This is a genomic window from Gryllotalpicola protaetiae, from assembly GCF_003627055.1.
Taxonomy (GTDB): domain Bacteria; phylum Actinomycetota; class Actinomycetes; order Actinomycetales; family Microbacteriaceae; genus Gryllotalpicola; species Gryllotalpicola protaetiae.
The window spans coordinates 965,734-988,516 of record NZ_CP032624.1 but is presented as its reverse complement, the minus strand read 5'-3'; the positions used below and the strand labels follow the sequence as shown (position 1 = coordinate 988,516).

23 protein-coding genes are annotated in these 22,783 nt (G+C 69.1%); 18 read left to right on the top strand and 5 right to left on the bottom strand.

Annotated elements, in window-relative coordinates; translation table 11 throughout:
- Positions 1-1,161, bottom strand: a complete 1,161-nt coding sequence (locus D7I44_RS04930; RefSeq protein WP_120788466.1) for a MalY/PatB family protein — start codon at positions 1,159-1,161, stop codon at positions 1-3.
- Between the two features lie 127 nt (positions 1,162-1,288).
- On the opposite strand from D7I44_RS04930, the gene D7I44_RS04925 reads away from it, so the two are divergent.
- The 6 genes from D7I44_RS04925 to guaA are packed head-to-tail and all read left to right on the top strand — an operon-like array spanning position 1,289 to position 7,299.
- On the top strand, positions 1,289-2,410 hold the full coding sequence (locus D7I44_RS04925) for a GuaB3 family IMP dehydrogenase-related protein (protein ID WP_120788465.1): 1,122 nt from the start codon (positions 1,289-1,291) through the stop codon (positions 2,408-2,410).
- A 54-nt stretch (positions 2,411-2,464) separates the two neighbouring features.
- A complete protein-coding gene (locus D7I44_RS04920; RefSeq protein ID WP_120788464.1) occupies positions 2,465-2,998 on the top strand; it encodes a cation:proton antiporter regulatory subunit in 534 nt (177 codons plus the stop codon).
- A gap of 2 nt (positions 2,999-3,000) precedes the next feature.
- Positions 3,001-4,347, top strand: coding sequence for a cation:proton antiporter (locus D7I44_RS04915; protein ID WP_245980034.1), 1,347 nt, complete (start codon positions 3,001-3,003; stop codon positions 4,345-4,347).
- A 40-nt stretch (positions 4,348-4,387) separates the two neighbouring features.
- Positions 4,388-5,200 (top strand): SURF1 family cytochrome oxidase biogenesis protein, encoded by an 813-nt coding sequence (locus D7I44_RS04910; RefSeq protein ID WP_120788463.1) that lies wholly within the window; start codon positions 4,388-4,390, stop codon positions 5,198-5,200.
- Positions 5,201-5,204: 4 nt separating this feature from the next.
- Positions 5,205-5,726, top strand: a complete 522-nt coding sequence (locus D7I44_RS04905) for a DUF3817 domain-containing protein (RefSeq protein ID WP_120788462.1) — start codon at positions 5,205-5,207, stop codon at positions 5,724-5,726.
- The gene (gene guaA, locus D7I44_RS04900) at positions 5,722-7,299 is read left to right on the top strand and encodes a glutamine-hydrolyzing GMP synthase (RefSeq protein WP_120788461.1); all 1,578 of its coding nucleotides are present in this window, start codon (positions 5,722-5,724) and stop codon (positions 7,297-7,299) included. Before D7I44_RS04905 ends, guaA begins: the two co-directional genes overlap by 5 nt.
- A gap of 326 nt (positions 7,300-7,625) precedes the next feature.
- On the opposite strand, the gene D7I44_RS04895 is transcribed toward guaA, so the two are convergent.
- Positions 7,626-8,342: an SDR family NAD(P)-dependent oxidoreductase gene (locus D7I44_RS04895; RefSeq protein ID WP_120788460.1), complete on the bottom strand. Its 717-nt coding sequence runs from the start codon at positions 8,340-8,342 to the stop codon at positions 7,626-7,628.
- Between the two features lie 101 nt (positions 8,343-8,443).
- Here D7I44_RS04895 and D7I44_RS04890 point away from each other — a divergent pair, with 101 nt between their 5' ends.
- The 5 genes from D7I44_RS04890 to D7I44_RS04870 all read left to right on the top strand — a co-directional run bounded on the left by D7I44_RS04890 (position 8,444) and on the right by D7I44_RS04870 (position 12,078).
- Complete coding sequence (locus tag D7I44_RS04890) at positions 8,444-9,283, top strand: helix-turn-helix transcriptional regulator (protein WP_120788459.1); 840 nt, start codon at positions 8,444-8,446, stop codon at positions 9,281-9,283.
- A 164-nt stretch (positions 9,284-9,447) separates the two neighbouring features.
- The gene (locus tag D7I44_RS04885) at positions 9,448-9,900 is read left to right on the top strand and encodes a YciI family protein (protein ID WP_120788458.1); all 453 of its coding nucleotides are present in this window, start codon (positions 9,448-9,450) and stop codon (positions 9,898-9,900) included.
- Positions 9,901-9,902: 2 nt separating this feature from the next.
- Complete coding sequence (locus tag D7I44_RS04880; protein WP_120788457.1) at positions 9,903-10,337, top strand: YciI family protein; 435 nt, start codon at positions 9,903-9,905, stop codon at positions 10,335-10,337.
- Entirely contained in the window at positions 10,330-11,589 is a 1,260-nt protein-coding gene (locus D7I44_RS04875; protein WP_120788456.1) for an RNA polymerase sigma factor, read from the top strand. Before D7I44_RS04880 ends, D7I44_RS04875 begins: the two co-directional genes overlap by 8 nt.
- A 153-nt stretch (positions 11,590-11,742) precedes the next feature.
- Positions 11,743-12,078, top strand: coding sequence for a tetratricopeptide repeat protein (locus D7I44_RS04870; RefSeq protein ID WP_120788455.1), 336 nt, complete (start codon positions 11,743-11,745; stop codon positions 12,076-12,078).
- A 114-nt stretch (positions 12,079-12,192) separates the two neighbouring features.
- Here the strand turns inward: D7I44_RS04870 and D7I44_RS04865 are convergent, their stop codons facing one another.
- Positions 12,193-13,008, bottom strand: a complete 816-nt coding sequence (locus D7I44_RS04865; protein ID WP_120788454.1) for a Bax inhibitor-1/YccA family protein — start codon at positions 13,006-13,008, stop codon at positions 12,193-12,195.
- An 83-nt stretch (positions 13,009-13,091) separates the two neighbouring features.
- On the opposite strand from D7I44_RS04865, the gene D7I44_RS04860 reads away from it, so the two are divergent.
- The 4 genes from D7I44_RS04860 (at position 13,092) to D7I44_RS04845 (ending at position 18,382) form a co-directional block, all read left to right on the top strand.
- On the top strand, positions 13,092-14,525 hold the full coding sequence (locus tag D7I44_RS04860; protein ID WP_120788453.1) for a glycosyltransferase family 39 protein: 1,434 nt from the start codon (positions 13,092-13,094) through the stop codon (positions 14,523-14,525).
- 52 nt (positions 14,526-14,577) lie between these two features.
- Positions 14,578-15,609: a glycerophosphodiester phosphodiesterase family protein gene (locus tag D7I44_RS04855; RefSeq protein ID WP_120790798.1), complete on the top strand. Its 1,032-nt coding sequence runs from the start codon at positions 14,578-14,580 to the stop codon at positions 15,607-15,609.
- A gap of 75 nt (positions 15,610-15,684) precedes the next feature.
- Complete coding sequence (locus tag D7I44_RS04850; RefSeq protein WP_120788452.1) at positions 15,685-15,867, top strand: antitoxin; 183 nt, start codon at positions 15,685-15,687, stop codon at positions 15,865-15,867.
- An 85-nt stretch (positions 15,868-15,952) separates the two neighbouring features.
- Entirely contained in the window at positions 15,953-18,382 is a 2,430-nt protein-coding gene (locus D7I44_RS04845) for an ATP-dependent helicase (protein ID WP_120788451.1), read from the top strand.
- Between the two features lie 10 nt (positions 18,383-18,392).
- On the opposite strand, the gene D7I44_RS04840 is transcribed toward D7I44_RS04845, so the two are convergent.
- Together D7I44_RS04840 and D7I44_RS04835 are read right to left on the bottom strand one after the other, a co-directional pair.
- A complete protein-coding gene (locus D7I44_RS04840) occupies positions 18,393-18,713 on the bottom strand; it encodes a DUF6176 family protein (protein ID WP_120788450.1) in 321 nt (106 codons plus the stop codon).
- A 124-nt stretch (positions 18,714-18,837) separates the two neighbouring features.
- Positions 18,838-19,323 carry an ATP-dependent zinc protease family protein gene (locus tag D7I44_RS04835; RefSeq protein ID WP_120788449.1) on the bottom strand — a complete coding sequence of 162 codons (486 nt, stop codon included), beginning with the start codon at positions 19,321-19,323 and terminating at the stop codon, positions 18,838-18,840.
- A 41-nt stretch (positions 19,324-19,364) separates the two neighbouring features.
- Between D7I44_RS04835 and D7I44_RS04830 the strand changes: the two genes are divergently transcribed.
- The 3 genes from D7I44_RS04830 (at position 19,365) to sucD (ending at position 22,768) form a co-directional block, all read left to right on the top strand.
- The gene (locus D7I44_RS04830) at positions 19,365-20,558 is read left to right on the top strand and encodes a RimK family alpha-L-glutamate ligase (protein WP_120788448.1); all 1,194 of its coding nucleotides are present in this window, start codon (positions 19,365-19,367) and stop codon (positions 20,556-20,558) included.
- Positions 20,559-20,652: 94 nt separating this feature from the next.
- Positions 20,653-21,816: an ADP-forming succinate--CoA ligase subunit beta gene (gene sucC / locus D7I44_RS04825; RefSeq protein WP_120788447.1), complete on the top strand. Its 1,164-nt coding sequence runs from the start codon at positions 20,653-20,655 to the stop codon at positions 21,814-21,816.
- Between the two features lie 43 nt (positions 21,817-21,859).
- The gene (gene sucD / locus D7I44_RS04820; protein WP_120788446.1) at positions 21,860-22,768 is read left to right on the top strand and encodes a succinate--CoA ligase subunit alpha; all 909 of its coding nucleotides are present in this window, start codon (positions 21,860-21,862) and stop codon (positions 22,766-22,768) included.
- The last annotated feature ends 15 nt before the right edge of the window (positions 22,769-22,783 follow it).

Genomic DNA, 22,783 nt, shown 5'->3' with positions numbered 1-22,783 from the left:
TTAGGCCGACGCGGCTGCCGACAACCGGTCGACGGCCTCTGCGATGAGCTCGGGGGCGCACGCGATGTTCATGCGAGCGAAGCCCCGGCCCTGGGTTCCGAAGTACGGGCCGTTCGACAGCACGACGCCGGCCTGGCGGCGCAACATGCGCGCGGGGTCCTCGCCCCAGCCGTAGGCGTTCAGGTCGAGCCACGCGAGATAGCTCGCGTGCGGCTCGCGGTAGCCGGCGAGCGGCAGCTGCTCGGCCAGCAGTTCCGTGAGCAGCCGCCGGTTCGCCTCGATCGCCGCGATCGTGCCGTCGAGCCAGTCGCGGCCCTCCGTGAAGCCGACCCGCGTCGCGATGACGCCGAACAGGCCGGTGCGATAGACGACCTCCTCCGGCAGGGAGCGGATCAGCCCGCGCATCCGATCGCCCGCAGCCACGAACAGCCCGCATTTCAGCCCGGCCAGATTGAACGCCTTGCTCGCGGAGTGCGCGGCGATGCCGTGCTCGCGCGCGGCATCCGACACATCCAGATACGGCGTGAACGCGGCATCCGTGTGCACCAGAGGCCCGTGGATCTCGTCGCTCACAACGAACCCGTCGTGCTTCTCGACGATCGCCGAGAGGGCCTCGAGCTGCTCGCGCGAGTGCACGAGGCCCAGCGGGTTGTGCGGGTTGCAGAGCAGGATGCCGCGCGCGCCGGCCGCGAACGCCGCATCGATGCCGGCGAGGTCGAGCGACCACGACTCGCCGTCGTCGACGAGCGGCACCTCGACGACGGTGCCGCCCGCCTCGGGCACGAACTGGAAGAACGGCGGGTACACGGGCGGGGTGATGATGACGCCGTCGCCCGGCCGGATGAGCCGGCGCAGCGACTCGACGACGACGACGCTCACGTCGGTCGTGGTCTGCATCAGCTCGGGCGAGGGATTCCAGTCCCACCGGTCCCTCGCGAAGTCGGCGAGCGCGCGGGCCGCCGCGCGCCCGCCGGAGCGCGGGTCGACGTAGCCGGTGTCGCCGAGGTCGATCGCCTCGTGCAGCGCCGCCTTGATGACGGGTGCGAGCGGGAAGTCCATCTCGGCGACGAACATCGGCAGCTTGTCCTCGCCGAACGCCTGCCACTTCGAGCTGGTGCGCCGCCGCAGCCGGTCGAGGGATTCCGCGCGGATGGGCTCCATGTGGCCAAGCCTACGAGGGCGGTGACACGCTCTGCGAGGGAGCGGCTCGGCCGCCGCCGGGCGTGATGATCGCCGGGGCCGACTGCGGTCGCGCCGGGCGGGGACCGGCGCGCAATAGGCTGTTCGCGTGAGCGAGATCGAGATCGGCGTCAGCAAGCGCGGGCGTCGGGTGTACGCCTTCGACGATGTTGCGGTGGTGCCGAGCCGCCGCACCCGCGACCCCGAGAACGTGAGCGTCTCGTGGCAGATCGACGCGTTCACCTTCGAGACGCCGATCATCGCCGCTCCTATGGACTCCGTCGTCTCGCCCGCGACGGCGATCGAGATCGGCAAGCTCGGCGGCCTCGGCGTGCTCGACCTCGAGGGCCTCTGGACGCGGTACGAGGACCCGGAGCCGCTGCTGGCGGAGATCCGCTCGCTTCCCGTCGAGAGCGCGACGCAGCGCATGCAGCAGATCTATGCGGAGCCCGTGAAGGCCGAGCTGATCCGCGACCGGCTGGCCGAGATCCGCGCGGCGGGTGTCACTGTCGCCGGCGCGCTGAGCCCGCAGCGCACCCAGCAGTTCTACGAGACGGTGCTCGCCGCGGGCGTCGACCTGTTCGTCATCCGCGGCACGACCGTGAGCGCCGAGCACGTCGCCAAGCAGCGCGAACCGCTCAACCTCAAGAAGTTCATCTACGAGCTCGACGTGCCGGTGATCGTCGGCGGCGCCGCGACCTACACGGCGGCGCTGCACCTGATGCGCACCGGTGCGGCCGGCGTGCTCGTCGGCTTCGGTGGGGGAGCGGCCTCGACGACGCGCCTCGTGACCGGCATCCACGCCCCGATGGCGACCGCGGTCGCTGACGTCGCGGGCGCGCGTCGCGACTATCTCGACGAGTCGGGCGGCCGCTATGTGCACGTGATCGCCGACGGCGGTCTCGGCACCTCCGGCGACCTCGTGAAGGCGATCGCCTGCGGGGCGGACGCCGTGATGCTGGGCTCTGCCCTCGCGCGGGCATCCGAGTCGCCCGGCGGTGGCTGGCACTGGGGCGCAGAGTCACACCACCCCGAGCTGCCCCGCGGTCACCGCGTGCAGGTCGGCACGGTCGGCTCGCTGCAGGAGGTGCTGTACGGCCCAGCGAACGTGGCCGACGGCACCGCGAACCTCATCGGCGCGCTGCGCCGCTCGATGGCGACCACCGGGTACTCCGACCTCAAGGAGTTCCAGCGCGTCGAGGTCGTCGTCGCGCCGTACCTCGCGGACTAGGCAGGTACGCCCGCTCCTAGACTGGTTCCGACGGCAAGCTGAGGAGCGCGAGACATGGTCGACGTACGACGGGTGAAGCTGCCCGGGGTGGGCGTGCTGCACAGCTTCGTCGCGGAAGACGGCGGGAAGGTCGGCGTGATCGCGCACCGCAGCGGCGCCAACGACCTCATCACCTTCAGCGACGCCGAGAGTCCCGACGAGGTCACCAAGATCAGCATCCGTCTCAACGAGGACGAGGCGCACACGCTCGCCGAGCTGCTCGGCGGCACGCAGATCACCGAGAGCCTCGCGGCGCTCGACCAGATCCCCGGCCTCTCGATCGACTGGTTCTCGGTCGACTACGACGACCACATCGCGGGCCAGCCGCTCGGCGCGCCGGCCGACCACGGCCTGATCGGACTGACGGTCGTCGCCGTCGTGCGCGGCGAGGCCGCGAACCCCGGCCCCGGCCCCGACTTCAAGGTCTTCCCCGGCGACACGCTCGTCGTCGCCGGCAGCCCTGAGAAGGTCGCGAAGGCCTTCGACTTCTTCCGCACCGGCACCGTGGCCGCCCGCCAGGCGCTCGCCGACGCCCCGCCCGGGACCTGACCGTGCGCGCCGCGGCCCTGCTCGCCGCACAGGCGAGCGATCACGGCGATCTCGCCGAGAATCTCATCGTCCTCGGCATCCTGTTCATCATCGCGTATGTGCTGGGGCGGCTGGCGCGCCGCATCGGGTTGCCCGCGATTCCCGTGTACATGGTCGTCGGCCTGCTCGCGAGCCCGCACACGCAGATCTTCCCGCTCGATTTCGAGGCGGCGAACATCCAGCTGATCGCCGTCTTCGGTCTGCTGCTGCTGTTGTTCAGCCTCGGCGTCGAGTTCGATCAAGAGGACTTCTTCGGCAATTTCCACCGGCTGCTGATCTCGGGCGGCTCGTACGTCGCGATCAACCTCGGCGCGGGCATCGCCTTCGGGTTCTGGGTGGGCTGGGGCACGCGCGAGGCGCTCATCATCGCGGGCATGACGGCGACGTCGTCGAGCGCGATCGTCACCAAGCTGCTCATCGAGCTGCGCCGCCTCACGAACGACGAGACGCCGATGATCCTCGGCGTCACCGTCATCGAGGACATCTTCATCGCGATCTACCTCGCGATCATCTCGGCCGCGCTCAGCCATGCGACCGGATTCTGGCCGATCACGCTCAGGCTCGTCCTGGACTTCGTCTTCATCGTGCTGATGTTCGCGATCGCCCGCTGGGGCGGCCGCTTCGTCTCGCGCCTCTTGCAGACCAAGGACGACGAGCTGTTCACGGTGCTGTTCTTCGGCCTCGCGATCGTCTTCGGCGGCATCGGCGAGTACATCGGGGTGACGGATGCCATCGGAGCCTTCCTCATCGGTGTTGTGCTCGGCGCCACCCGCTACCACGGCCGAATAGAGCGGGTCACGGTGCCGCTGCGCGACATCTTCGCCGCGTTCTTCTTCCTGAACTTCGGGCTCGACCTCGACGTCGCCAAGTTCCCCGAGGTGACCGGCGTGGTGATCGTCGCCGTCGTGATGACCCTGCTGCTCAACTTCGGCGCGAGCCAGCTCATCGCCCGGCTCAACCGTTTCGGCTTCACGGCAGGCGTCAACACCTTCGTGATCCTGCAGAACCGTGGCGAGTTCGTGCTGATTCTCGCGACGCTCGCGGTCGGCGCAGGCCTCGACTCGCGGCTCACGCCGTTCGCCGGCATGTACGTGCTGATCATGGCGGTCATCGGGCCGCTGATGGCGGCGAACTCCGACCGGTTCAACGCGTGGCTGCGTCGCCGGCAGCTGAAGCGCGCCCTGAAGAAGTCGCAACCGGCCAGTTCACAGGTGACGGGTGAAATAACTGAAGTCGGGAAACCGCATCTCGACCCCGCCATCGACGCAGCGATGGATTCCGACCCACGAAAGCAGCCAGAAGATCTCTGATCGAGCCCCCCACCCCGGCGACCTGACGCTGTTCCAGGTCATGCGCCGTCCGCGCTGGATCGGCGTGCTGCTCATCGCCCTCGCCATCGCGGGCGGCTTCGCGTACCTCGGCAAGTGGCAGCTCACGCGCGCCGTCGAGGCGCGGCAGGTCGGGCCGCAGATCACCGAGACGACGCACCCGCTGCACGACGTGCTGACCCCGGGCAAGGCGATCGCGAACGACCGCGTCGGCCAGCTCGTCACAGTCGACGCGACGACGGTGCCCGCCGACTACGTGCTCATCCAGGACCGCGACAACAACAGCGGGCCGCGCGGCTGGTGGGTGGTCGCGCACGCGGCGGTGAGCGATGGGCCGGATGCCGGGGCGCAGCTCGCCGTCGCCCGGGGGTTCACCGCGAGCAGGGCCGTCGCCATCGCGATGCAGCAGCGGCTTGAGGCGTCCGCGCCTGAAGACCTCAGCCTCACCGGGCGCATCCAGCCGACTGACCCGCCGGAGCAGCCAGAGGACAGCCTCGACGGCACCCCGCCGATGATGAGGGATCTGGCTGTCGCGATCCTCATCAACCACTGGACCCAGCTCGGCGACAGCCCCGAGTTCTTCGAGGCGTACCTCGTGGCGACGAACCACGTTCCCGACGGGCTGAAGCCGATCTATGCGCCCGCGCCGATCCAGCAGCGGTCGATCGACTGGCTGAACGCGTTCTACGCCGCGGAGTGGGCGGTCTTCGCCGGCTTCGCCGTCTACCTCTGGTACCGGCTGACGAAGGATGCCTGGGAGCGAGAGGTGGAAGACATGGAAGCCGCTTCTGAGCAGGCATCCGATCACAGCGATGAGACGCAGAAAGTAGACTGATCACATGCCGCAGCCCGTTGCCCCGTCCACCGACGAGGGAACGTATCTGTCCCGTCTGTGGGAGCAGCTGCGCAGCGTCAAGGGTGCCCGCCCGCGCCCGGCAGACCTGCCCAAGGTGCCTGCGGCGCTGAAGCTGTACCAGGTGACCGCGTGGATCACGGGCATCATGCTGCTGCTGCTGTGCGCAGAGATGATCGTGAAGTACGGCTTCGGGCACTGGGTGTACGCCTTCCAGCCGGGCCAGCCGATCATCTCCTTCCCGCTCGTGAACCCGGCGACCGACCCCTACCTCAAGGGCGTCAACATCTCGATCGCGGTGCTGATCGTGCACGGCTGGCTGTACGTGCTGTACCTGTTCGCCGACTTCCGGCTGTGGTCGCTGATGCGCATGCCGTTCACGAAGTTCGTGCAGATCGCGCTCGGCGGGGTCATCCCGTTCATGTCCTTCATCGTCGAGGGCATCATCACCAAGCAGGTCAGGACTTATCTGGCGGAGCACGCACCTACCGCAGGAGGCAACGATTAGCAGCACCCATGAGGACCGGCCGGTTCTGGTCGTCGACTTCGGCGCGCAGTACGCGCAGCTGATCGCGCGGCGCGTGCGCGAGGCATCCGTCTACTCCGAGATCGTGCCGCACACGATCAGCGCGGCAGAGGTGGCGGCGAAGAACCCGGCAGGGATCATCCTGTCGGGCGGCCCGTCGTCGGTCTACGAGGAGGGGGCGCCGTCGTTCGACGCGGGCGTGTTCGACCTCGGCATCCCGACGCTCGGCATCTGCTACGGCTTCCAGGTGATGGCGCAGGCCCTCGGCGGCGAGGTCGCGCAGACCGGCCGCCGCGAGTACGGGGCGACGGATGTCTCGGTCTCCGAATCGGGCACGCTGCTCGACGGCACCCCTGCCGAGCAGATCGCATGGATGAGCCACGGCGACTCGGTCTCGCGTGCGCCGGAGGGCTTCGACGTGCTCGCCTCGACGCTGTCGACGCCGGTCGCCGCGTTCGCGAGCGATGAGAAGAAGTTCTACGGCGTGCAGTGGCACCCCGAGGTGAAGCACTCCCAGTACGGCCAGAGCGTGCTCGAGAACTTCCTGCACCGGGCAGCAGGCATCGCTGCGGACTGGAACAGCGAGAACGTCATCGAGACGCAGGTCGCGCGCATTCGCGAGCAGGTCGGATCGGCTCGCGTGATCTCCGCGCTGTCGGGCGGGGTCGACTCTGCCGTTTCGACTGCCTTGGTGCACCGTGCCGTCGGCGACCAGCTCACCGCCGTGTTCGTCGACCACGGTCTGCTGCGCAAGGGCGAGCGCGAGCAGGTCGAGCGCGACTACGTCGAGTCGACCGGTGTGCGGCTGATCACGGTGGATGCCGCCGGCACTTTCCTGCGCCACCTCGAGGGCGTCACCGACCCCGAGCAGAAGCGCAAGATCATCGGGCGCGAGTTCATCCGCGCGTTCGAGAAGGTGCAGCGCGATCTGGTCGCCGAGGCCGCGGCCTCGGGCGGCGAGCCGGTGAAGTTCCTCGTGCAGGGCACCCTGTACCCCGACGTCGTGGAGTCGGGCGGCGGCACCGGAACCGCGAACATCAAGAGCCACCACAACGTGGGCGGCCTGCCCGAGGATCTCGACTTCGAGCTCGTCGAGCCGCTGCGCACGCTGTTCAAGGACGAGGTGCGCGCGGTCGGCCGCGAGCTCGGGGTGCCCGAGGCGATCGTGTCGCGGCAGCCGTTCCCGGGGCCGGGGCTCGGCATCCGCATCGTCGGCGAGGTGACGCGCGAGCGGCTCGAGATCCTGCGCGAGGCCGACGCCATCGCGCGCGCGGAGCTGACCGCTGCGGGTCTCGACGGCGAGATCTGGCAGTGCCCCGTGGTGCTGCTCGCCGACGTGCGCTCGGTGGGCGTTCAGGGCGATGGTCGTACTTACGGGCATCCGATCGTGCTGCGCCCCGTGTCGTCCGAAGATGCGATGACCGCCGACTGGACCCGTGTGCCCTTCGAGGTGCTCGCCCGCATCTCGAACCGCATCACCAATGAGGTGCGCGAGGTCAACCGCGTGGTGCTCGATGTGACGTCGAAGCCGCCGGGCACGATCGAGTGGGAATGAGCGCGCAAGGGGAGGCCATTTCTGGCCTCCCGCGCTCATTCCCGCGGCCCGTCCCGGGCCGCGGCGCCGGAACCCGGCCATAGGCCGTCGCGCCGGGACCCGGCCATAGGGCCGCCGGAACCCGGCCATTAGCTTCCCGGCATTTCGATGAGGGAACAGATTCGGCCCCGCCGCGTCGCTCGGCTGCGCGAACCAGAACTGTTCCCTCATCGAAATGCGCCGAAGGTGATGCGTCGACCGCGTGCGCGGGGGAAACCGCGTGTCCGCGGGAGAGACGCCACCCGCGGAAGCGACGTTTCACCCGCGCACGTGAATCGGGGCCGGGCTTACCAGCCGAGCTCGCCGTCGTCCTCCTGGAAGGTGCCGGTCGGGCCGTCGGGGCCGATGGTCGCGAGCTTCACGACGATCTTCGCGCTCTCCGACGCAGGACGCCCGGGGTGGTCGCCCGGCTCGCCGCCGCCCAGCTCGGTCGCAGTGATGCCCGGCTCGATCGCGTTGAACTTGACCTCGGGAACAGCCTTCGCATACTGCACGGTGAGCATCGAGACCGCGGCCTTGCTCGGGCCGTAGACCAGCGTGGGGAAGTGCGAGGCCGGTCGCGAGTCCTCGTGCACGGCCCAGAACGAGCCGAGCGCGCTCCCGACGTTCACCACGACCGGGTTCGCCGACTCGCGCAGCAGCGGCAGCGCCGCCTGGGTGACCCGGATGATGCCGACGACGTTGGTGTCGAACACGGCCAGAGCGCTGGGCCCGTCGGTCTTCTCGCCGACGCCGGTCTCGGTGAACTCGTACGAGGCGATGCCGGCGTTGTTGACGAGCACGTCGAGGCCGCCGCCCGCCTCGATCTGCGCGAGCGCCGCGGCGACCGACGCGTCGTCGGTCACGTCGAGCTGCACGAAGCGGGCCCCGAGCTCCTCGGCGGCCGCACGGCCGCGGCCCTCGTCGCGCGAGCCGAGGTAGACGGTGTGCCCGAGCTCCACGAGCCGCCGGGCGGTTTCCTTGCCGAGGCCCTTGTTGGCTCCGGTGATGAGTGTCGTTGTCATGAGACGAGCCTCGGTCAGGCATCCGCAATCAAACAGTCGTCCGCTTTTCGTAGGAATGGCAGGGCCAGGCAAGCGGATGCCTGCGAGCGCACACTTGACGAGTGGAGAGTCGCGAGTTCGGTCAATCCGTGCGGCGGTGGCGCGATCGCGTCGCGCCCGCTGCCGTGGGTCTGCCGCAGGGCGGGCGGCGGCGCGCGGCGGGGCTGCGCCGCGAAGAGCTCGCCGGCCTCGCCGGCATCTCGGTCGACTACCTGACGCGGCTCGAGCAGGGCCGCGCGACCTCGCCGTCCGCACAGGTGCTCGAGGCGCTCGCCCGCGCGCTGCGCCTCTCCGACCCCGAGCGCGAGCTGCTGTTCCGCCTCGGCGGGCAGGCGGCACCGGGGCGCGGGCTCGTCTCATCGCGCGTGCCCCCGAGCGTGCAGCGCCTGCTCGACCGGCTCACCGGCAACCCTGTCGTCGTCTACGACGCGATGTGGAACCTGGTCATCGCGAACGCCGGATACGAGGCATTGACGGGCGCGTCGGCCTGGCAGGGCATCGAGCGCAACGGCGTCTGGCGGAACGTCGTCGGCCCCGGGCCGGCGGCCGTGCACACCCCGGAGCAGCTGGCCGAGCAGCAGGAGGGCATCGTCGCCGACCTGCGGCTGACCGCCGCGAAGTACCCCGAGGACCCGCGCGTGCGCAGGCTCGTCGCCGAGCTGCGCAGGCAGAGCCCGCTGTTCACCCGGCTCTGGGACTCCTCAGAGCTGCGGGCGCACGACGACCGCTCGCGGCATAAGTACTTCGACCACCCCGGCGCCGGGCGCATCGGCCTCGACTGCGACACCCTCGTCGTCGCGGGCGACGACCTGCGCATCATGGTCTACTCGGCCGAGCCGGGAAGCGAGGACGCGGAGCGGCTCGAGCTCGCGATCGTGCTGGGCACGCAGTCGCTCGCCTGACGCGTGCGCGGGTGAAACCGCGTGTTCGCGGGAGAAACTTCGGGCGCGAAAGCGACATTTCACCCGCGCATACGACGCGCGTGTCGATCTCGGCCTTTCCCGTTCGACGCGTCAGTGAGAGGGTCGTGGCAAGAGCGACTCGCACACCAACGAAAGGCTCACTGATGGGCATTTACATGCTGATCATGCGCACCGTCGACGAGGCGGCTGCGCAGCAGGCCATGGCCGATGCAGGCCTGGACTTCGACAAGATGATCGAGACGATGGGCCGCTTCAACGAGGAGCTGTTCGACGCGGGCGTCCTCGTGGCCATGGAAGGCCTCGAAGAGGCGGCGCTCGGCGCGGTCGTCGACTACTCGTCGACGCCGCCTGTCGTCACCGACGGCCCCTACGGCGAGACGAAGGAGCTGTTCAACGGCTACTGGCAGATCGACGTCCCCACCAAGGAGGCGGCGATCGAATGGGCGCTCAAGGTGCCGGCGGGCCCCGGCGTCAAGACCGAGATCCGCCGGGTGCCGACGATCGACGAGTTCCCCAGCGACAACCCCTGGATTCAGCGCGAGATCGAGATGCGCACAGAGATGCTGCGCAGCCAGCTCCAGAAGGCGGAAGGCTAGAGATGTCCAAGTTCATGCTGATCATGCGCGGCACGGATGCCGCGAAGGACGCGTTCGAGCAGACCGACTTCACCGAGGTCATCGCCGCGATGGGCGCCTACAACGAGTCGATGCTCAAGGCCGGCGTGATGGTCGGCGGCGACGGGCTCGCGCTCGAACCGGGTCTCGTCGTCGACTTCGACCAGACCCCGCCGGTCGTCACCGACGGCCCTTACGGCGAGACGAAGGAGCTGTTCAACGGCTTCTGGGTGCTCGAGGTGCCGACGATCGAAGAGGCCGCGGAGTGGGCCAAGCGCGCGCCGCTGCCCCCCGGCAACAAGCTCGAGGTGCGGCGCATCACCGGGCCCGAGGACTTCCCTGCCGACAACGAGTGGATCCAGAAGGAGAAGGAGTGGCAGGAGCACGGCTACTCCGAGTCCTCCGCCACGGATGCCTGATCGACAGGCATCCGCCCGTCGTGCCGTCGAGGCGATCTGGCGGATCGAGTCGGCCCGCATCGTCGCGACGCTCACTCGCTACACGCGGGACTTCGCCCTCGCAGAGGACCTCGCGCAGGAGGCGCTCGCCGAGGCGCTCGAGGGTTGGCCGGCACATGGCGTGCCGGCCAACCCGGGCGCCTGGCTCGTCGCGGTGGGCAAGCGGCGCGCCATCGACGGGTGGCGGCGGGCGACGCTGCAGGACGAGCGGTACGCGCAACTCGCGCGCGAGTTCGATGAGCGGGCGGATGCCTCGGCCGACGCCCCCTGGGACCCCGACCTGATCGACGACGACGTGCTGAGGCTCGTCTTCATCGCCTGCCATCCGGTGCTGTCGCGGGAGGCATCCGTCGCCCTCACCCTGCGCACCGTCGGCGGCCTCTCGACCGAGGAGATCGCACGGGCGTTCCTCGTGCCGGTCGCGACCGTGCAGCAGCGCATCGTGCGGGCGAAGAAGACCCTCGCGGCGGCGGCCGTGCCGTTCGAGGTGCCGCCGCGCGATGAGTACCCTGGCCGGCTGTCCGCCGTGCTGTCGGTGATCTACCTGATCTTCAACGAGGGCTACGCCGCCGCCTCGGGGCTGGAGTGGATGCGCACCGACCTCGCCCGCGAGGCGCTGCGGCTCGCGCGCGTGCTCGCCGAGCTCGTCCCGCGCGAGCCGGAGGCGCACGGCCTCGCGGCGCTGATGGAGTTCCTCGTGGCGCGCTTCCCCGCGAGGGTCGACGCCGGCGGGAATCCGATTCTGCTCGCCGATCAGGACCGCGCCCGCTGGGACCGGGCGCTCATCGCCCGCGGCCGCGCGTCGCTCGCCCGCGCCGACGCGATCGGGCGGGGCCGCGGCGCCTACGGCCTGCAGGCGGCGATCGCCGAGTGCCACGACGTGGCGCCGTCGGTCGACGAGACCGACTGGGGGCGCATCGTGGTGCTCTACGAGGCGCTCGGGCGGCTCGCGCCGTCGCCCGTGGTCGAATTGAACCGGGCCGTCGCGGTGTCGATGGCGGAGGGGCCTGCGACCGCGTTGCGCCTCGTCGACGAGCTGGTCGCGAGCGGGGCGCTGGCGGGGTACGCGCTACTTCCGAGTGTGCGCGGCGAGCTGCTCGCGCGGCTCGGGCGGTCCGGGGAGGCGCGGGCCGAGTTCGCGCGCGCGATCGCGCAGACCGCCAACGAGCGTGAGCGCGCGGTGCTCGAAGGGAAGCTGCGCGCGCTGCCCTGACCGCCAGGTCGTCACAAAGTCGGCTTCGGCGCGGCGTTGGGCTGACTTTTCGACGACTCGAGGGGGAGCGGCTCGCGCGGTCGTCACCAAGTCACGTTTCGGCCCGGGTGAGCATGACTTGGTGACGACCGGGCGGGTTGAGAGGCTGGGCGCATGAGCGAGCACGACGAGTGGCAGGCGAAGATCGACGCGTTCTGGGCAGAGTTCGATGACAGTGATGCCGACGGATGCCTGCGCAGGATGCGCGCTCTTGTCGCCAAGCGGCCAGCTGGCGACCCCGAGGCGCTCGCCGAATGGGGCGGCGTGCACGACTCGCTCGGTCTTGAGGCAGAGGCCGTCGGCCCCTATCGGGCGGCGCTCGCCGCGGGGCTGGCGCCTGAGCGCGCGCATCAGGTGACGATCCAGCTCGCGAGCACCCTGCGGAACCTCGGCCGCACCGACGAGGCGCTCGAACTGCTCGACGCGCTCGACGCCCCTGAGCTCGCCTGAGTCGAATGCGCGCTCCAGCGGGAAACGCGGCAGAGCGCGTGTGGGGCGCACGTTTTTGAGGAAAACGTGCGCCCCACACGGCGTTCACCGCGAGTCTTCCGCGGTGCTCGAAGGCTAGTTGCGCGAGAGGATCGCGAAGAGGCGCAGGAACTCGACGTAGAGCCAGATGAGGGTGACCATCAGACCGAAGGCGCCCTGCCAGCCGTAGACACGCGGCGCGCGGTTCTCTACGCCGTTCTTGATGAACTCGAAGTCGAGCACGAGCGAGTAGGCGCCCATCAGCACGGCGAGGATGCCGACGATCAGCCCCAAGGGGATGCCCATGAAAGTCATGGAGTTGAGCCCGAAGGCCAGGTCGGAGGAGACCCCGCCGAACACCATCAGCCCGACGTTGACCAGGCTGTAGACGAGGTAACCGACCATCGCACCGAGGAACACCTTGGTGAGGCGGTTCGAGGCGCGCACCTTGCCGCTCGCGAACAGCGCCAGCATGACGCCGAAGACGCCGAGCGTCGCGATGACGGCCTGCACGACGACACCGCCGAAGACCGTCTCGAAGATGCGCGAGATGCCGCCGAGGAAGAGGCCCTGCGCGGCGGCGTAGGTGATGATCAGCGCCGGCGACGGCTTCCGCTTGAACGCGTTGACCAGGCCGAGCACGAGCCCGACGATCGCGCCGATGATGGTCAGCTGCGGGACGAACCAGGCGACGACACCCGTCGCGAGCAGCGCGGCGAACAGCACGACGGTCTTGACGACCGTGTCTTCGTAGCTCATGCGGCCGGTCTCGGCTGCGCCGGCGCTGCGCGCCTGGAAGAGGGCTTCGAGGTCGGGGGTCGCGCCGACGGTGTTCGGGTCGACCGGCTGGGGCGCGCCGCCGGCGCGGAAAGCGGGGACTCGGTTCAGGGCCGGATTATTGGACGCTGCCATGGATACGACGTTAGCCGCATGGACCGGCGGCGTGGCTGTAAAGCAACCTTGAGATCGCGCCAGGCGAACGCGATGCTGAAGGCGTGCCTGCCGCCGCCCGCGCATGGATTCTGGGCGCCCTTGCCGCCGTGCTCTCGTTCGCCTTCTCGTGGGTGCCTTCGTACTGGTCGGACGAGGTGGCCTCCGTCCGCGCGTCCCGCCTCGCCCCGGCCGAGCTGCTGCCGTTCACGATGCGCCATGTCGACGCGGGACACACCGTCTACTACGTCGCGCTGCACTACTGGTCAGGCCTCTTCGGCTTCGGCGAGCCGGCGATGCGCGGCTTCTCGGCGATCGGCGTGGGCGTCGCGGTGGCGTTCGCCGCCCTCATCGGACAGCGGCTAGGCAGGCCGAGGCTGGGTCTGTTCGCCGCCGCACTGCTCGCGGTCATGCCGCGCATGACCTGGGCCGGCACTGAGGCGAGATCGTATGCCTGGACGGCTGCGCTCGCCGCCGCGGCGTGGCTGCTGCTGCTCATCGCGCTCGATCGCGGCGGCTGGTGGTGGGTGGCGCTGGGGGCGGTCGCCGCGATCGGGGTCGCCACCTTCCTGCTCGTCTCGACGCTGCTGCTCGCCCAGCTGCTCTACGCGCTCGTGGTGCCAGGCCGACGCCGCGCCTGGCTCCCGCTGCTCGCCGCCTGGCTGGCCGCGCTCGCCGCAGCGGCCCCCGTGCTGTACCTGGGCTGGCGCGAGCGCGCGCAGATCGCGTGGATCGGCCCCAAGAACGCATTCACGCCCTGGACGGTGCTCGCCGAGCCGAGCGGCGAGACGTCGTGGGCGTACAGCTTCGCGGTGTGGGTCCTGCTCGCAGCGGGCGCCTTCCGCTGGCGTCACGCCCTGCGGCGCGTCTGTCCGGAATGGCTGCTGCTGGCCGGCTGCTGGGTCGTCGTGCCCTTCACCCTCACGATCGCGGTCAGTCTGGTCGGCGATCCCGTCTTCACGAGCCGATATCTCACCTTCGCGATGCCGGGACTCGCCATGGCGGTCGCCGCGGCGCTCGCCGCGCTCGGGGCTCGCCGTCTGGTCGCCGGCGCCACGATCACCCTCTTGGCCGTCTCGGTTCCGGCGTACATCGGGCAGCGTCAGCCATTCGCGAAGCCGCGCGAGAGCGATCTGCGCCTTGTGGCCGAGACCGTTCGAGACCACGCGCGCCCGGGTGACGCGATCCTGTTTGCACCGGGCCTCGCTCGCGAATCGCTCTACGCCTACCCGCAGGACTACGACGGCCTCGTCGATGTCGCGCTACAGGCACGCTTCCCCGTCTCCGGCAGATTCCAGGACACGACGGTGCCGCTTTCCGAGCGGAGCCTGCAACTCGCGGGAATCCGCTCGCTCGTGCTGGTGATGCCTGGCCACCGCGGCTGCGAGCGGCAGAAAGACGCTGCCAGCCTGCTCGGGCACGGCTTCGCCGAGTCGGGCCGCTTCCCGACCCATAACGAGACCGTCTGCCGCTTCACGCGCACCGACAACGCGTCATGACCCGCCTGTGAACGTCACACGTCCGGAACACGGCGTGGCTACCATCGTCGGCATGCGCGCCCACGGCTCCCCCCTCGTCATCGGCCATCGGGGCGCGTGCGGCTACCGACCGGAGCACACTAGACAGGCCTACGAGCTCGCGTTCCAGCTCGGCGCCGACTTCGTCGAGCCCGACATCGTGGCGACGAAAGACGGTGTGCTGGTGCTGCGGCATGAGAACGAGATCTCCGGCACGACGGATGTCGCGAGCCGGTCAGAATTCGCGAACAAGCGCACCACGAAAGAGGTGGACGGCGTTCCCGTGACGGGCTGGTTCACCGAGGACTTCACGTGGGCCGAGCTCTCGACCCTGCGTTGCCGCGAACGGCTCGGGGCGTTCAGGCAGGCGAGCGCGAGCTTCGACGGGCAGTACCCGATCATGCGGCTGACGCATCTCTTCGACCTGGTCGACCACCTCGCCGAGACGACCGATCGCGAGCTCGGCGTCGTCGCCGAGATCAAGCACGCGACGTACTTCGAGTCGATCGGGCTGCCGCTCGATGAGCTGTTCGCCGACGAGCTTCAGCAGCTCGGCTGGCAGGACGAGCCGAACCGGCTCGTCATCGAGTCGTTCGAGAAGGGGGTGCTGCGCAAGGTGCGCGAGCGCGGCATCCGCGGCACTCGCATCTATCTGATCGAGCACGAAGGTGCGGCCTTCGACCTGGTCGCTCGCGACGGGGAGGACGCGGTGAGCTACGCCGACGAGATCGGCGAGGTCGGCATGTACGGCCTCGCGACGCGGCAGGGACTCGATGCGATCGACGGCATCAGCGTCGACAAGAGCCTGCTGCTCGACGCCTCGGCCGAGAGCGGCACGACCGATCTCGTCGACCGCGCGCATGCGGTGGGGCTCGCCGTGTTCACCTGGACCCTGCGGCCCGAGAACAAGTTCCTCACCACGCCGTTCCGCACTGAGGGCGAGAAGGGTTCGTTCGGGCACTGGCAGAACGAGTTCCGCACCATCATGTCCTCCGGTGTCGACGGCGTGTTCGCCGACCACCCCGACCTGGCCCTCGTCGTCCGCGACGCCGTCGCCTCGCAGTAGACGGATGGTTCTTCCCGACGCCCCCTGTTGTGAGTAATCTGTGGCGCACCACTTCCAGAGCAGAAAGGGGCGCCAATGGGATTGCTTGATGACGCAGTCGACAAAGCCAAGGGCTTCCTCGGAACCGACCAGGGCGAGCAGGTGAGCGACAACGTCCTCGACGGTGCCGCTGACAAAGCGAGCGACCTCACGGGCGGCAAGTTCGAAGACCAGATCAAGCAGGGTCAGCAGGCAGCTGACAACGCGATCGGCAACTAGCAGTCGACAGAAGTAGGCCGGCGCCCCTTTCCATCGGGAAGGGGCGCCCGTCTGTGTCGGTGCGGCAATTTAGACTTGAGCGGCAATGACAGACGCTGGATTTTCAAGGGGCACTGGCCTGCCCATCGTGGTCGACGGCGATGCAGGCCCCTGCGGGGGCGACGACGAGAGCCTGCTCGCGGGCCTCAACCCGCAGCAGCGCGAGGCGGTCACCTACCGCGGCCCGGCGCTGCTCATCGTCGCGGGCGCGGGGTCTGGCAAGACCCGCGTGCTCACCCACCGCATCGCTGGGCTGATCGGCAGTCGCGAGGCGTGGCCGAGCCAGATCCTCGCGATCACCTTCACGAACAAGGCCGCGAGCGAGATGCGCGAGCGCGTCGAGGGGCTCTTGGGGCAGGCGTCCGAGGGCATGTGGATCTCGACGTTCCACTCGGCCTGCGTGCGCATCCTGCGCCGCGAGGCCAAGCAGTTCGGCTTCACCGAGAACTTCACGATCTACGACTCCGGCGACTCGCGCGCACTGCTCAAGCGCATCATCAAGGAGAGCGAGGCCGACACCTTCGGCTTCACGCCAGCGAGCGCCTCGGCGAAGATCTCGAAGCTCAAGAACGAGCTCGAGGACTACGAGTCCTACGCGCGCAGTGCCAACCGCGACGACCCGGCCGAGCAGGTCTTCCTGCAGATCTTCCGCGAGTACTCGCGGGCGCTGCGGGCCGCGAACGCCTTCGACTTCGACGACCTCATCGCGCAGACGGTGTATCTGTTCCGCGCGTTCCCGCGCGTCGCCGCGAACTACCAGCGCCGCTTCCGGCACATCCTGGTCGACGAGTACCAGGACACGAATCACGCGCAGTACTCACTCATCCGCGAGCTGACGAAGCCGGTTCCGCCGCACCTCGTGGCCGAGCTGAAGATCGACGGGCTGTACGTCGACGGTCTGACGGATGCCGCAGGCGAGATCCCCGGCGCATCGCTCACCGTCGTCGGCGACTCCGACCAGTCGATCTACGCGTTCCGCGGCGCCGACATCCGCAACATCACCGAGTTCGAGAACGACTACCCGGGCGCGCGGGTCGTGCTGCTCGAGCAGAACTACCGCTCGACGCAGAACATCCTGTCTGCGGCCAACTCGGTCATCTCGAACAACTTCGACCGCAAGGCGAAGAACCTGTGGACCGATTCGGGCGACGGCGAGAAGATCGTCGGCTACACCGGCTATTCGGGGCACGACGAGGCGCAGTTCGTCGCCGACGAGATCGACGCGCTGCGTCGCGCCGGTGTGCCCTACAACAGCATGGCGGTCTTCTATCGCACCAACTCGCAGACGCGTGCACTTGAGGAGATCTTCATCCGCTCCGCCGTGCCATATCGCATCATGGGCGGCACGAAGTTCTACGAGCGGGCCGAGATCAAAGACGCCATGGCCTACCTGATCACGGTGGCGAACCCGGCAGACGAGCTCGCGGTGCGCCGCATCCTCAACACGCCGAAGCGCGGCATCGGGCCGGCGACCGAGACGCAGCTGCGGGCGTTCGCCGACGACAACAACATCACGTTCCGAGACGCGCTGCGCTCGGCATCCGATCTCGGCCTCGGTCCCAAGGTGACCGCCGCCATCACGCGGCTGTCCGAGCTGATCGACGAGTCGGCCGCGATGACCGACCCGGAGAACCCTGCCGGCGTGAAGCCGGTCTCCGACATCCTCACGCACCTGCTCGCGGGCTCCGGCCTGCTCGACGCTCTGCGCAACTCACGCGACCCACAGGACGAGGCGCGCGCCGAGAACGTCGAAGAGCTCGTCGCCGTGACGAAGGAGTTCGCGCGGAACAACCCGGGCGGAACGCTCACCGACTTCCTCACCGAGGTGTCGCTGGTCGCGGCCGCCGACGAGCTCGACGACTCGACCGGCACGGTGTCGCTCATGACGCTGCACACGGCGAAGGGCCTCGAGTTCGACGCCGTGTTCCTGACCGGCGTCGAAGAGGACCTGATCCCGCACCGTATGTCGGCGAACGAGCCGGGCGGTCTGGCGGAGGAGCGACGGCTGTTCTACGTCGGCATCACCCGCGCCCGCAAGCGCCTGTACCTGTCGCTCGCGATGACGCGCGCGCAGTTCGGCGACGTGAACGTGGCGATGCCGAGCCGGTATCTGCAGGAGATCCCGGGGGAGCTGATCGACTGGCGGCGCTCGCCGGGGGCCGCGAACGGGCGCGACGGCACCATGTCGCGGGCGCTCAACGCGAAGCGGCCCGGGTTCGGGTCTGACCGGGCCATCGCGACCGCGGCCGGGCTGTCGAAGCCGAAGACCGAGTGGGCCAACAAGGTCACGGCTCAGGTGCGCGACAACAGTGGGCTCGAGCTGCTGCCGGGCGACCGGGTGAAGCACGTCGACTTCGGTGAGGGCCGCGTGCAGGAGGTCACCGGCGAGGGCGCCAAGCGCATCGCGCACGTGCAGTTCGACAGCGCCGGCTTCAAGAAGCTGCTGATCAAGATCGCCCCGATCGAGAAGCTGTAGCACAGTCAAGTCACGGCGCGATGTCGAGCACACGGGTGACGTCGGAGCGCCCGGTGAGTGCGGCGGCCATCACTTCATGGTGCTTCTTGTCGATGTCGGCATCGGATGCTGCGCCCACGGCGCGCACGCGCTCGAAGTCGTCAGCCTCCATCGCATAGATCAGGTAGCTGCCGTCCCCGGTGCGGAGGACCGCCGCGGTCTCATGGCGCACCCCTTCGGCGACGAGCGTCTCGATGGCTTCGTCGCGGCGTGGCCCGTCGACCTCGGCGAGCCAGTCGATCACCGTCTGGACCTGGTCGTCGTGGAGTCGGCGAATGGTGAGGTTGATCACCGGGCCAGGCTAGGGGACGTGGGCCGATCGGGCGCAGATGAGTCGATCGGGCATAGGGATGCTTGAGGCGAGAGTGCCCGAGCGACGCACGTGCGCCCGATCCGCACGCGTAGCGCGCGAGGCGCTATTCCACGACCTGATTGTTCGCTCGGCGGACCCGGTGCGGGGGCTTGCCGCCGAGGTAGGACGCGGCAGGGTCGACGAGGAAGCCGTTCGACAGGGCCTCGCGGCCGACGAGCATGCGGAAGCCCATGGCGTCGCGGCGGGTGAGCGTCACCTCGATGGGGATTGTGCGGTCAAGCATCCGCAATTCGATCAGCACCACCGCGCGGGTCTGGATGTGCCCGGTCGAACTGCGCACGCGCCTGCGGTCGTGCACTGGCAGCTCGACCTTCACGCCGTCGCGTGCGCTGTACTGATAGGGGTGCACCTCGAACCGCACCCAGCGCGCGCCGTCGCGCGTGAACTCGCGCAGGCCGAACGCGTGCAGCGACGACGTCTGCGCGCCGGTGTCGATCTTCGCCTTGATCCACGGGACCTCGAGGCCCGGCAATCCGACCCATTCGCGCCACCCGACCAGGCTGGGTGGTGTTGGATGTCGGGGGGCCATGTCGCCAGTCAAACAGGAACTAGAGCCAAACAGGAACCACAGTGAAGATCGCGATCTTGTCGCGCGCGCCGCGCAGCTACAGCACCCAGCGGCTGAGGGCCGCAGCCGCCGACCGCGGCCACGAGCCGAAGGTGCTGAACACGCTGCGGTTCGCGATCGACCTGTCCGCTGAGCAGCCCGACCTGCTCTACCGGGGCCGCCAGTTGTCGGACTACGACGCCGTGATCCCGCGTATCGGCAACTCGATCACCTACTACGGCACGGCGGTCGTGCGGCAGTTCGAGCAGATGGACGTCTACACGCCGAACACCGCCAACGGCATCAGCAACTCGCGCGACAAGCTGCGCGCGAATCAGATCCTGTCTCGGCATGGCATCGCGATGCCGCCCACCGCGTTCGTGCGGAACCGCGCCGATGTGGTGCCCGCCATCGAGCGGGTCGGCGGGGCGCCGGTCGTGCTCAAGCTGATCGAGGGCACGCAGGGGATCGGCGTGATCCTCGCGCCCGAGCTCAAGGTGGCGGAGGCGATCATCGAGACGCTGCAGTCGGCCAGGCAGAACGTGCTGATCCAGCGGTTCATCCGCGAGTCGCGCGGCCGCGACATCCGCGCCCTCGTCGTCGGCGACCGCGTGGTCGCCGCGATGCGGCGCAGCGCGAGCGGCACAGAGTTCCGGTCGAACGTGCACCGCGGCGGCAGCGTCGAGAAGGTCGAGCTCGACGACGAGTACACCCGCATGGCGGTGCGCGCCGCGCAGATCATGGGGCTGCGGGTCGCCGGCGTCGACATGCTCGAGAGCGACGACGGGCCGCTCGTGATGGAGGTCAACTCGTCGCCCGGCCTCGAGGGCATCGAGACGGCGACCAAGCTCGACGTCGCCGGTGCCATCATCGACTACATCGCGAACCAGGTCGCGTTCCCGCAGATCGACGTGCGCGAGCGGCTGTCTGTCTCGACCGGCTACGGCGTCGCCGAGCTCGTCGTGCACGGCGACGCCGACCTCGTCGGCAAGTCGATCGGCGAGTCGGGCCTGCGTGAACGTGACATCACGGTGCTCACGCTGCACCGCGGCGCCGGGGTCATTCCGAACCCGTCGTTCTCTCAGCGGCTGGAGGCAGAGGACCGGCTCTTGTGCTGGGGACGCGTCGAGGAGATGCGGTCGATGATCCCCGAGCGGCCGAAGCGGCGCCCGCGGGTGAAGAAGCTGCCGAAGAACCCGATTCCGACGGAGGAGTGACCGGGCGCAGGCATCCGCCCCGTCTCAATCAGGCAATCTCACCGCGGTAGAGTGGCCTGCGGAATTGTCTCGATGTCGAGAGAGATGGAACACAGTGGATCTGTACGAGTACCAGGCCCGAGACCTGTTCGAGAAGTACGACGTGCCCGTTCTGAAGGGCATCATCGCCGACACTCCCGACGAGGTGCGCGCCGCGTCGGAGACGCTGGGCGGCGTCACTGTCGTCAAGGCGCAGGTGAAGGTCGGCGGCCGCGGCAAGGCGGGCGGCGTGAAGGTCGCGAAGACCCCCGACGACGCCTTCGCCGCAGCGCAGTCGATCCTCGGCCTCGACATCAAGGGCCACGTCGTGAAGCGCGTCATGGTCGCAGAAGGCGCCGACATCACGCAGGAGTTCTACTTCTCGGTGCTGCTCGACCGGGCGAACCGCTCGTACCTGTCGCTCGCCTCGTACGAGGGCGGCATGGAGATCGAGCAGCTCGCCGAGGAGCGGCCAGAGGCGCTCGCACGCGTCGAGGTCGACCCGGCTGAGGGCCTGCCGCTCGAGAAGGCGCGCGAGATCGCGGTCGCCGCGAAGTTCCCCGCCGAGCTGATCGAGAAGGTCGCCCCGGTCTTCGTCAAGCTCTTCGACGTGTACAAGGGCGAGGACGCCACGCTGGTCGAGGTGAACCCGCTCGTGCTCACCGGTTCGGGCGACATCATCGCGCTCGACGGCAAGGTGTCGCTCGACGACAACGCGGCCTTCCGCCACCCCGATCACGAGGCTCTGGTGGATGCCGCCTCAGAGGACCCGCTCGAGGCGAAGGCCAAGGCCAATGACCTCAACTACGTCAAGCTCGACGGCGAGGTCGGCATCATCGGCAACGGCGCGGGGCTCGTGATGTCGACGCTCGACGTCGTCGCCTACGCCGGCGAGGCGCACGGTGGCGTGAAGCCCGCGAACTTCCTCGACATCGGCGGCGGCGCCTCGGCCGAGGTCATGGCCGCCGGCCTCGACGTGATCCTCGGCGACCCGCAGGTCAAGAGCGTGTTCGTCAACGTCTTCGGCGGCATCACCTCGTGCGTCGCCGTCGCGAACGGCATCGTCGCCGCCCTCGGCATCCTCGGCGACGCGGCGACCAAGCCGCTCGTCGTGCGCCTCGACGGCAACCAGGTGGAAGAGGGCCGCGCGATCCTCACCGCGGCCGCGCACCCGCTTGTGACGCTTGCGACCACGATGGACGACGGCGCCGACAAGGCCGCCGAGCTGGCCGCCGCCTGAACCCCGCCGACCCCGCCTGATCGAAATCAAGGACTGAGTAAACATGTCGATCTTCCTCAACAAGGACTCCAAGGTCATCGTCCAGGGCATCACCGGCGGCGAGGGCACCAAGCACACCGCCCTCATGCTGAAGGCCGGCACCCAGGTCGTCGGCGGCGTGAACGCCCGCAAGGCCGGCACCACGGTGTCGCACACCGCCGCAGACGGCTCGACCGTCGAACTGCCCGTGTTCGCCACGGTCGCCGAGGCCATCGAGAAGACGGGCGCCGACGTGTCGATCGCGTTCGTGCCGCCGGCCTTCGCGAAGGGCGCGATCGTCGAGGCCATCGACGCCGAGATCCCGCTGCTGGTCGTCATCACCGAGGGCATCCCCGTCGGCGACTCGGCCGAGGCGTGGGCGCACGCCAAGGCGAAGGGCGGCAAGACCCGCATCATCGGCCCGAACTGCCCCGGCATCATCACGCCGGGCGAGTCGCTCGTCGGCATCACGCCGGCGAACATCACGGGCAAGGGCCCCATCGGGCTCGTCTCGAAGTCGGGCACCCTGACCTACCAGATGATGTTCGAGCTGCGCGACCTCGGCTTCTCGACCGCCATCGGCATCGGCGGCGACCCCGTCATCGGCACGACGCACATCGACGCTCTCGCCGCGTTCGAGGCGGACCCCGAGACGAAGGCGATCGTAATGATCGGCGAGATCGGCGGCGACGCTGAGGAGCGCGCGGCCGCCTTCATCAAGGAGAACGTGACGAAGCCGGTCGTCGGCTACGTCGCCGGCTTCACCGCGCCGGAGGGCAAGACGATGGGCCACGCGGGCGCCATCGTCTCGGGGTCCGCAGGCACCGCGCAGGCCAAGAAGGAAGCCCTCGAAGCTGCCGGCGTGAAGGTCGGCAAGACCCCGAGCGAGACCGCGCAGCTGCTGCGAGACGTCTACGCCGCGCTGAGCGACTAGGCGCGTCGCGCACAA

Coding starts and splice junctions, on each gene's coding strand:
- D7I44_RS04895 (WP_120788460.1), bottom strand. CDS start 8,342: ATGACAACGACACTCATCACCGGAGCCAACAAGGGCCTCGGCAAGGAA.
- D7I44_RS04850 (WP_120788452.1), top strand. CDS start 15,685: ATGGGATTGCTTGATGACGCAGTCGACAAAGCCAAGGGCTTCCTCGGA.
- D7I44_RS04910 (WP_120788463.1), top strand. CDS start 4,388: ATGCGCCGTCCGCGCTGGATCGGCGTGCTGCTCATCGCCCTCGCCATC.
- D7I44_RS04855 (WP_120790798.1), top strand. CDS start 14,578: ATGCGCGCCCACGGCTCCCCCCTCGTCATCGGCCATCGGGGCGCGTGC.
- D7I44_RS04865 (WP_120788454.1), bottom strand. CDS start 13,008: ATGGCAGCGTCCAATAATCCGGCCCTGAACCGAGTCCCCGCTTTCCGC.
- D7I44_RS04870 (WP_120788455.1), top strand. CDS start 11,743: ATGAGCGAGCACGACGAGTGGCAGGCGAAGATCGACGCGTTCTGGGCA.
- D7I44_RS04875 (WP_120788456.1), top strand. CDS start 10,330: ATGCCTGATCGACAGGCATCCGCCCGTCGTGCCGTCGAGGCGATCTGG.
- sucD (WP_120788446.1), top strand. CDS start 21,860: ATGTCGATCTTCCTCAACAAGGACTCCAAGGTCATCGTCCAGGGCATC.
- D7I44_RS04905 (WP_120788462.1), top strand. CDS start 5,205: ATGCCGCAGCCCGTTGCCCCGTCCACCGACGAGGGAACGTATCTGTCC.
- D7I44_RS04920 (WP_120788464.1), top strand. CDS start 2,465: ATGGTCGACGTACGACGGGTGAAGCTGCCCGGGGTGGGCGTGCTGCAC.
- D7I44_RS04930 (WP_120788466.1), bottom strand. CDS start 1,161: ATGGAGCCCATCCGCGCGGAATCCCTCGACCGGCTGCGGCGGCGCACC.
- D7I44_RS04835 (WP_120788449.1), bottom strand. CDS start 19,323: ATGGCCCCCCGACATCCAACACCACCCAGCCTGGTCGGGTGGCGCGAA.
- D7I44_RS04885 (WP_120788458.1), top strand. CDS start 9,448: ATGGGCATTTACATGCTGATCATGCGCACCGTCGACGAGGCGGCTGCG.
- D7I44_RS04845 (WP_120788451.1), top strand. CDS start 15,953: ATGACAGACGCTGGATTTTCAAGGGGCACTGGCCTGCCCATCGTGGTC.
- D7I44_RS04880 (WP_120788457.1), top strand. CDS start 9,903: ATGTCCAAGTTCATGCTGATCATGCGCGGCACGGATGCCGCGAAGGAC.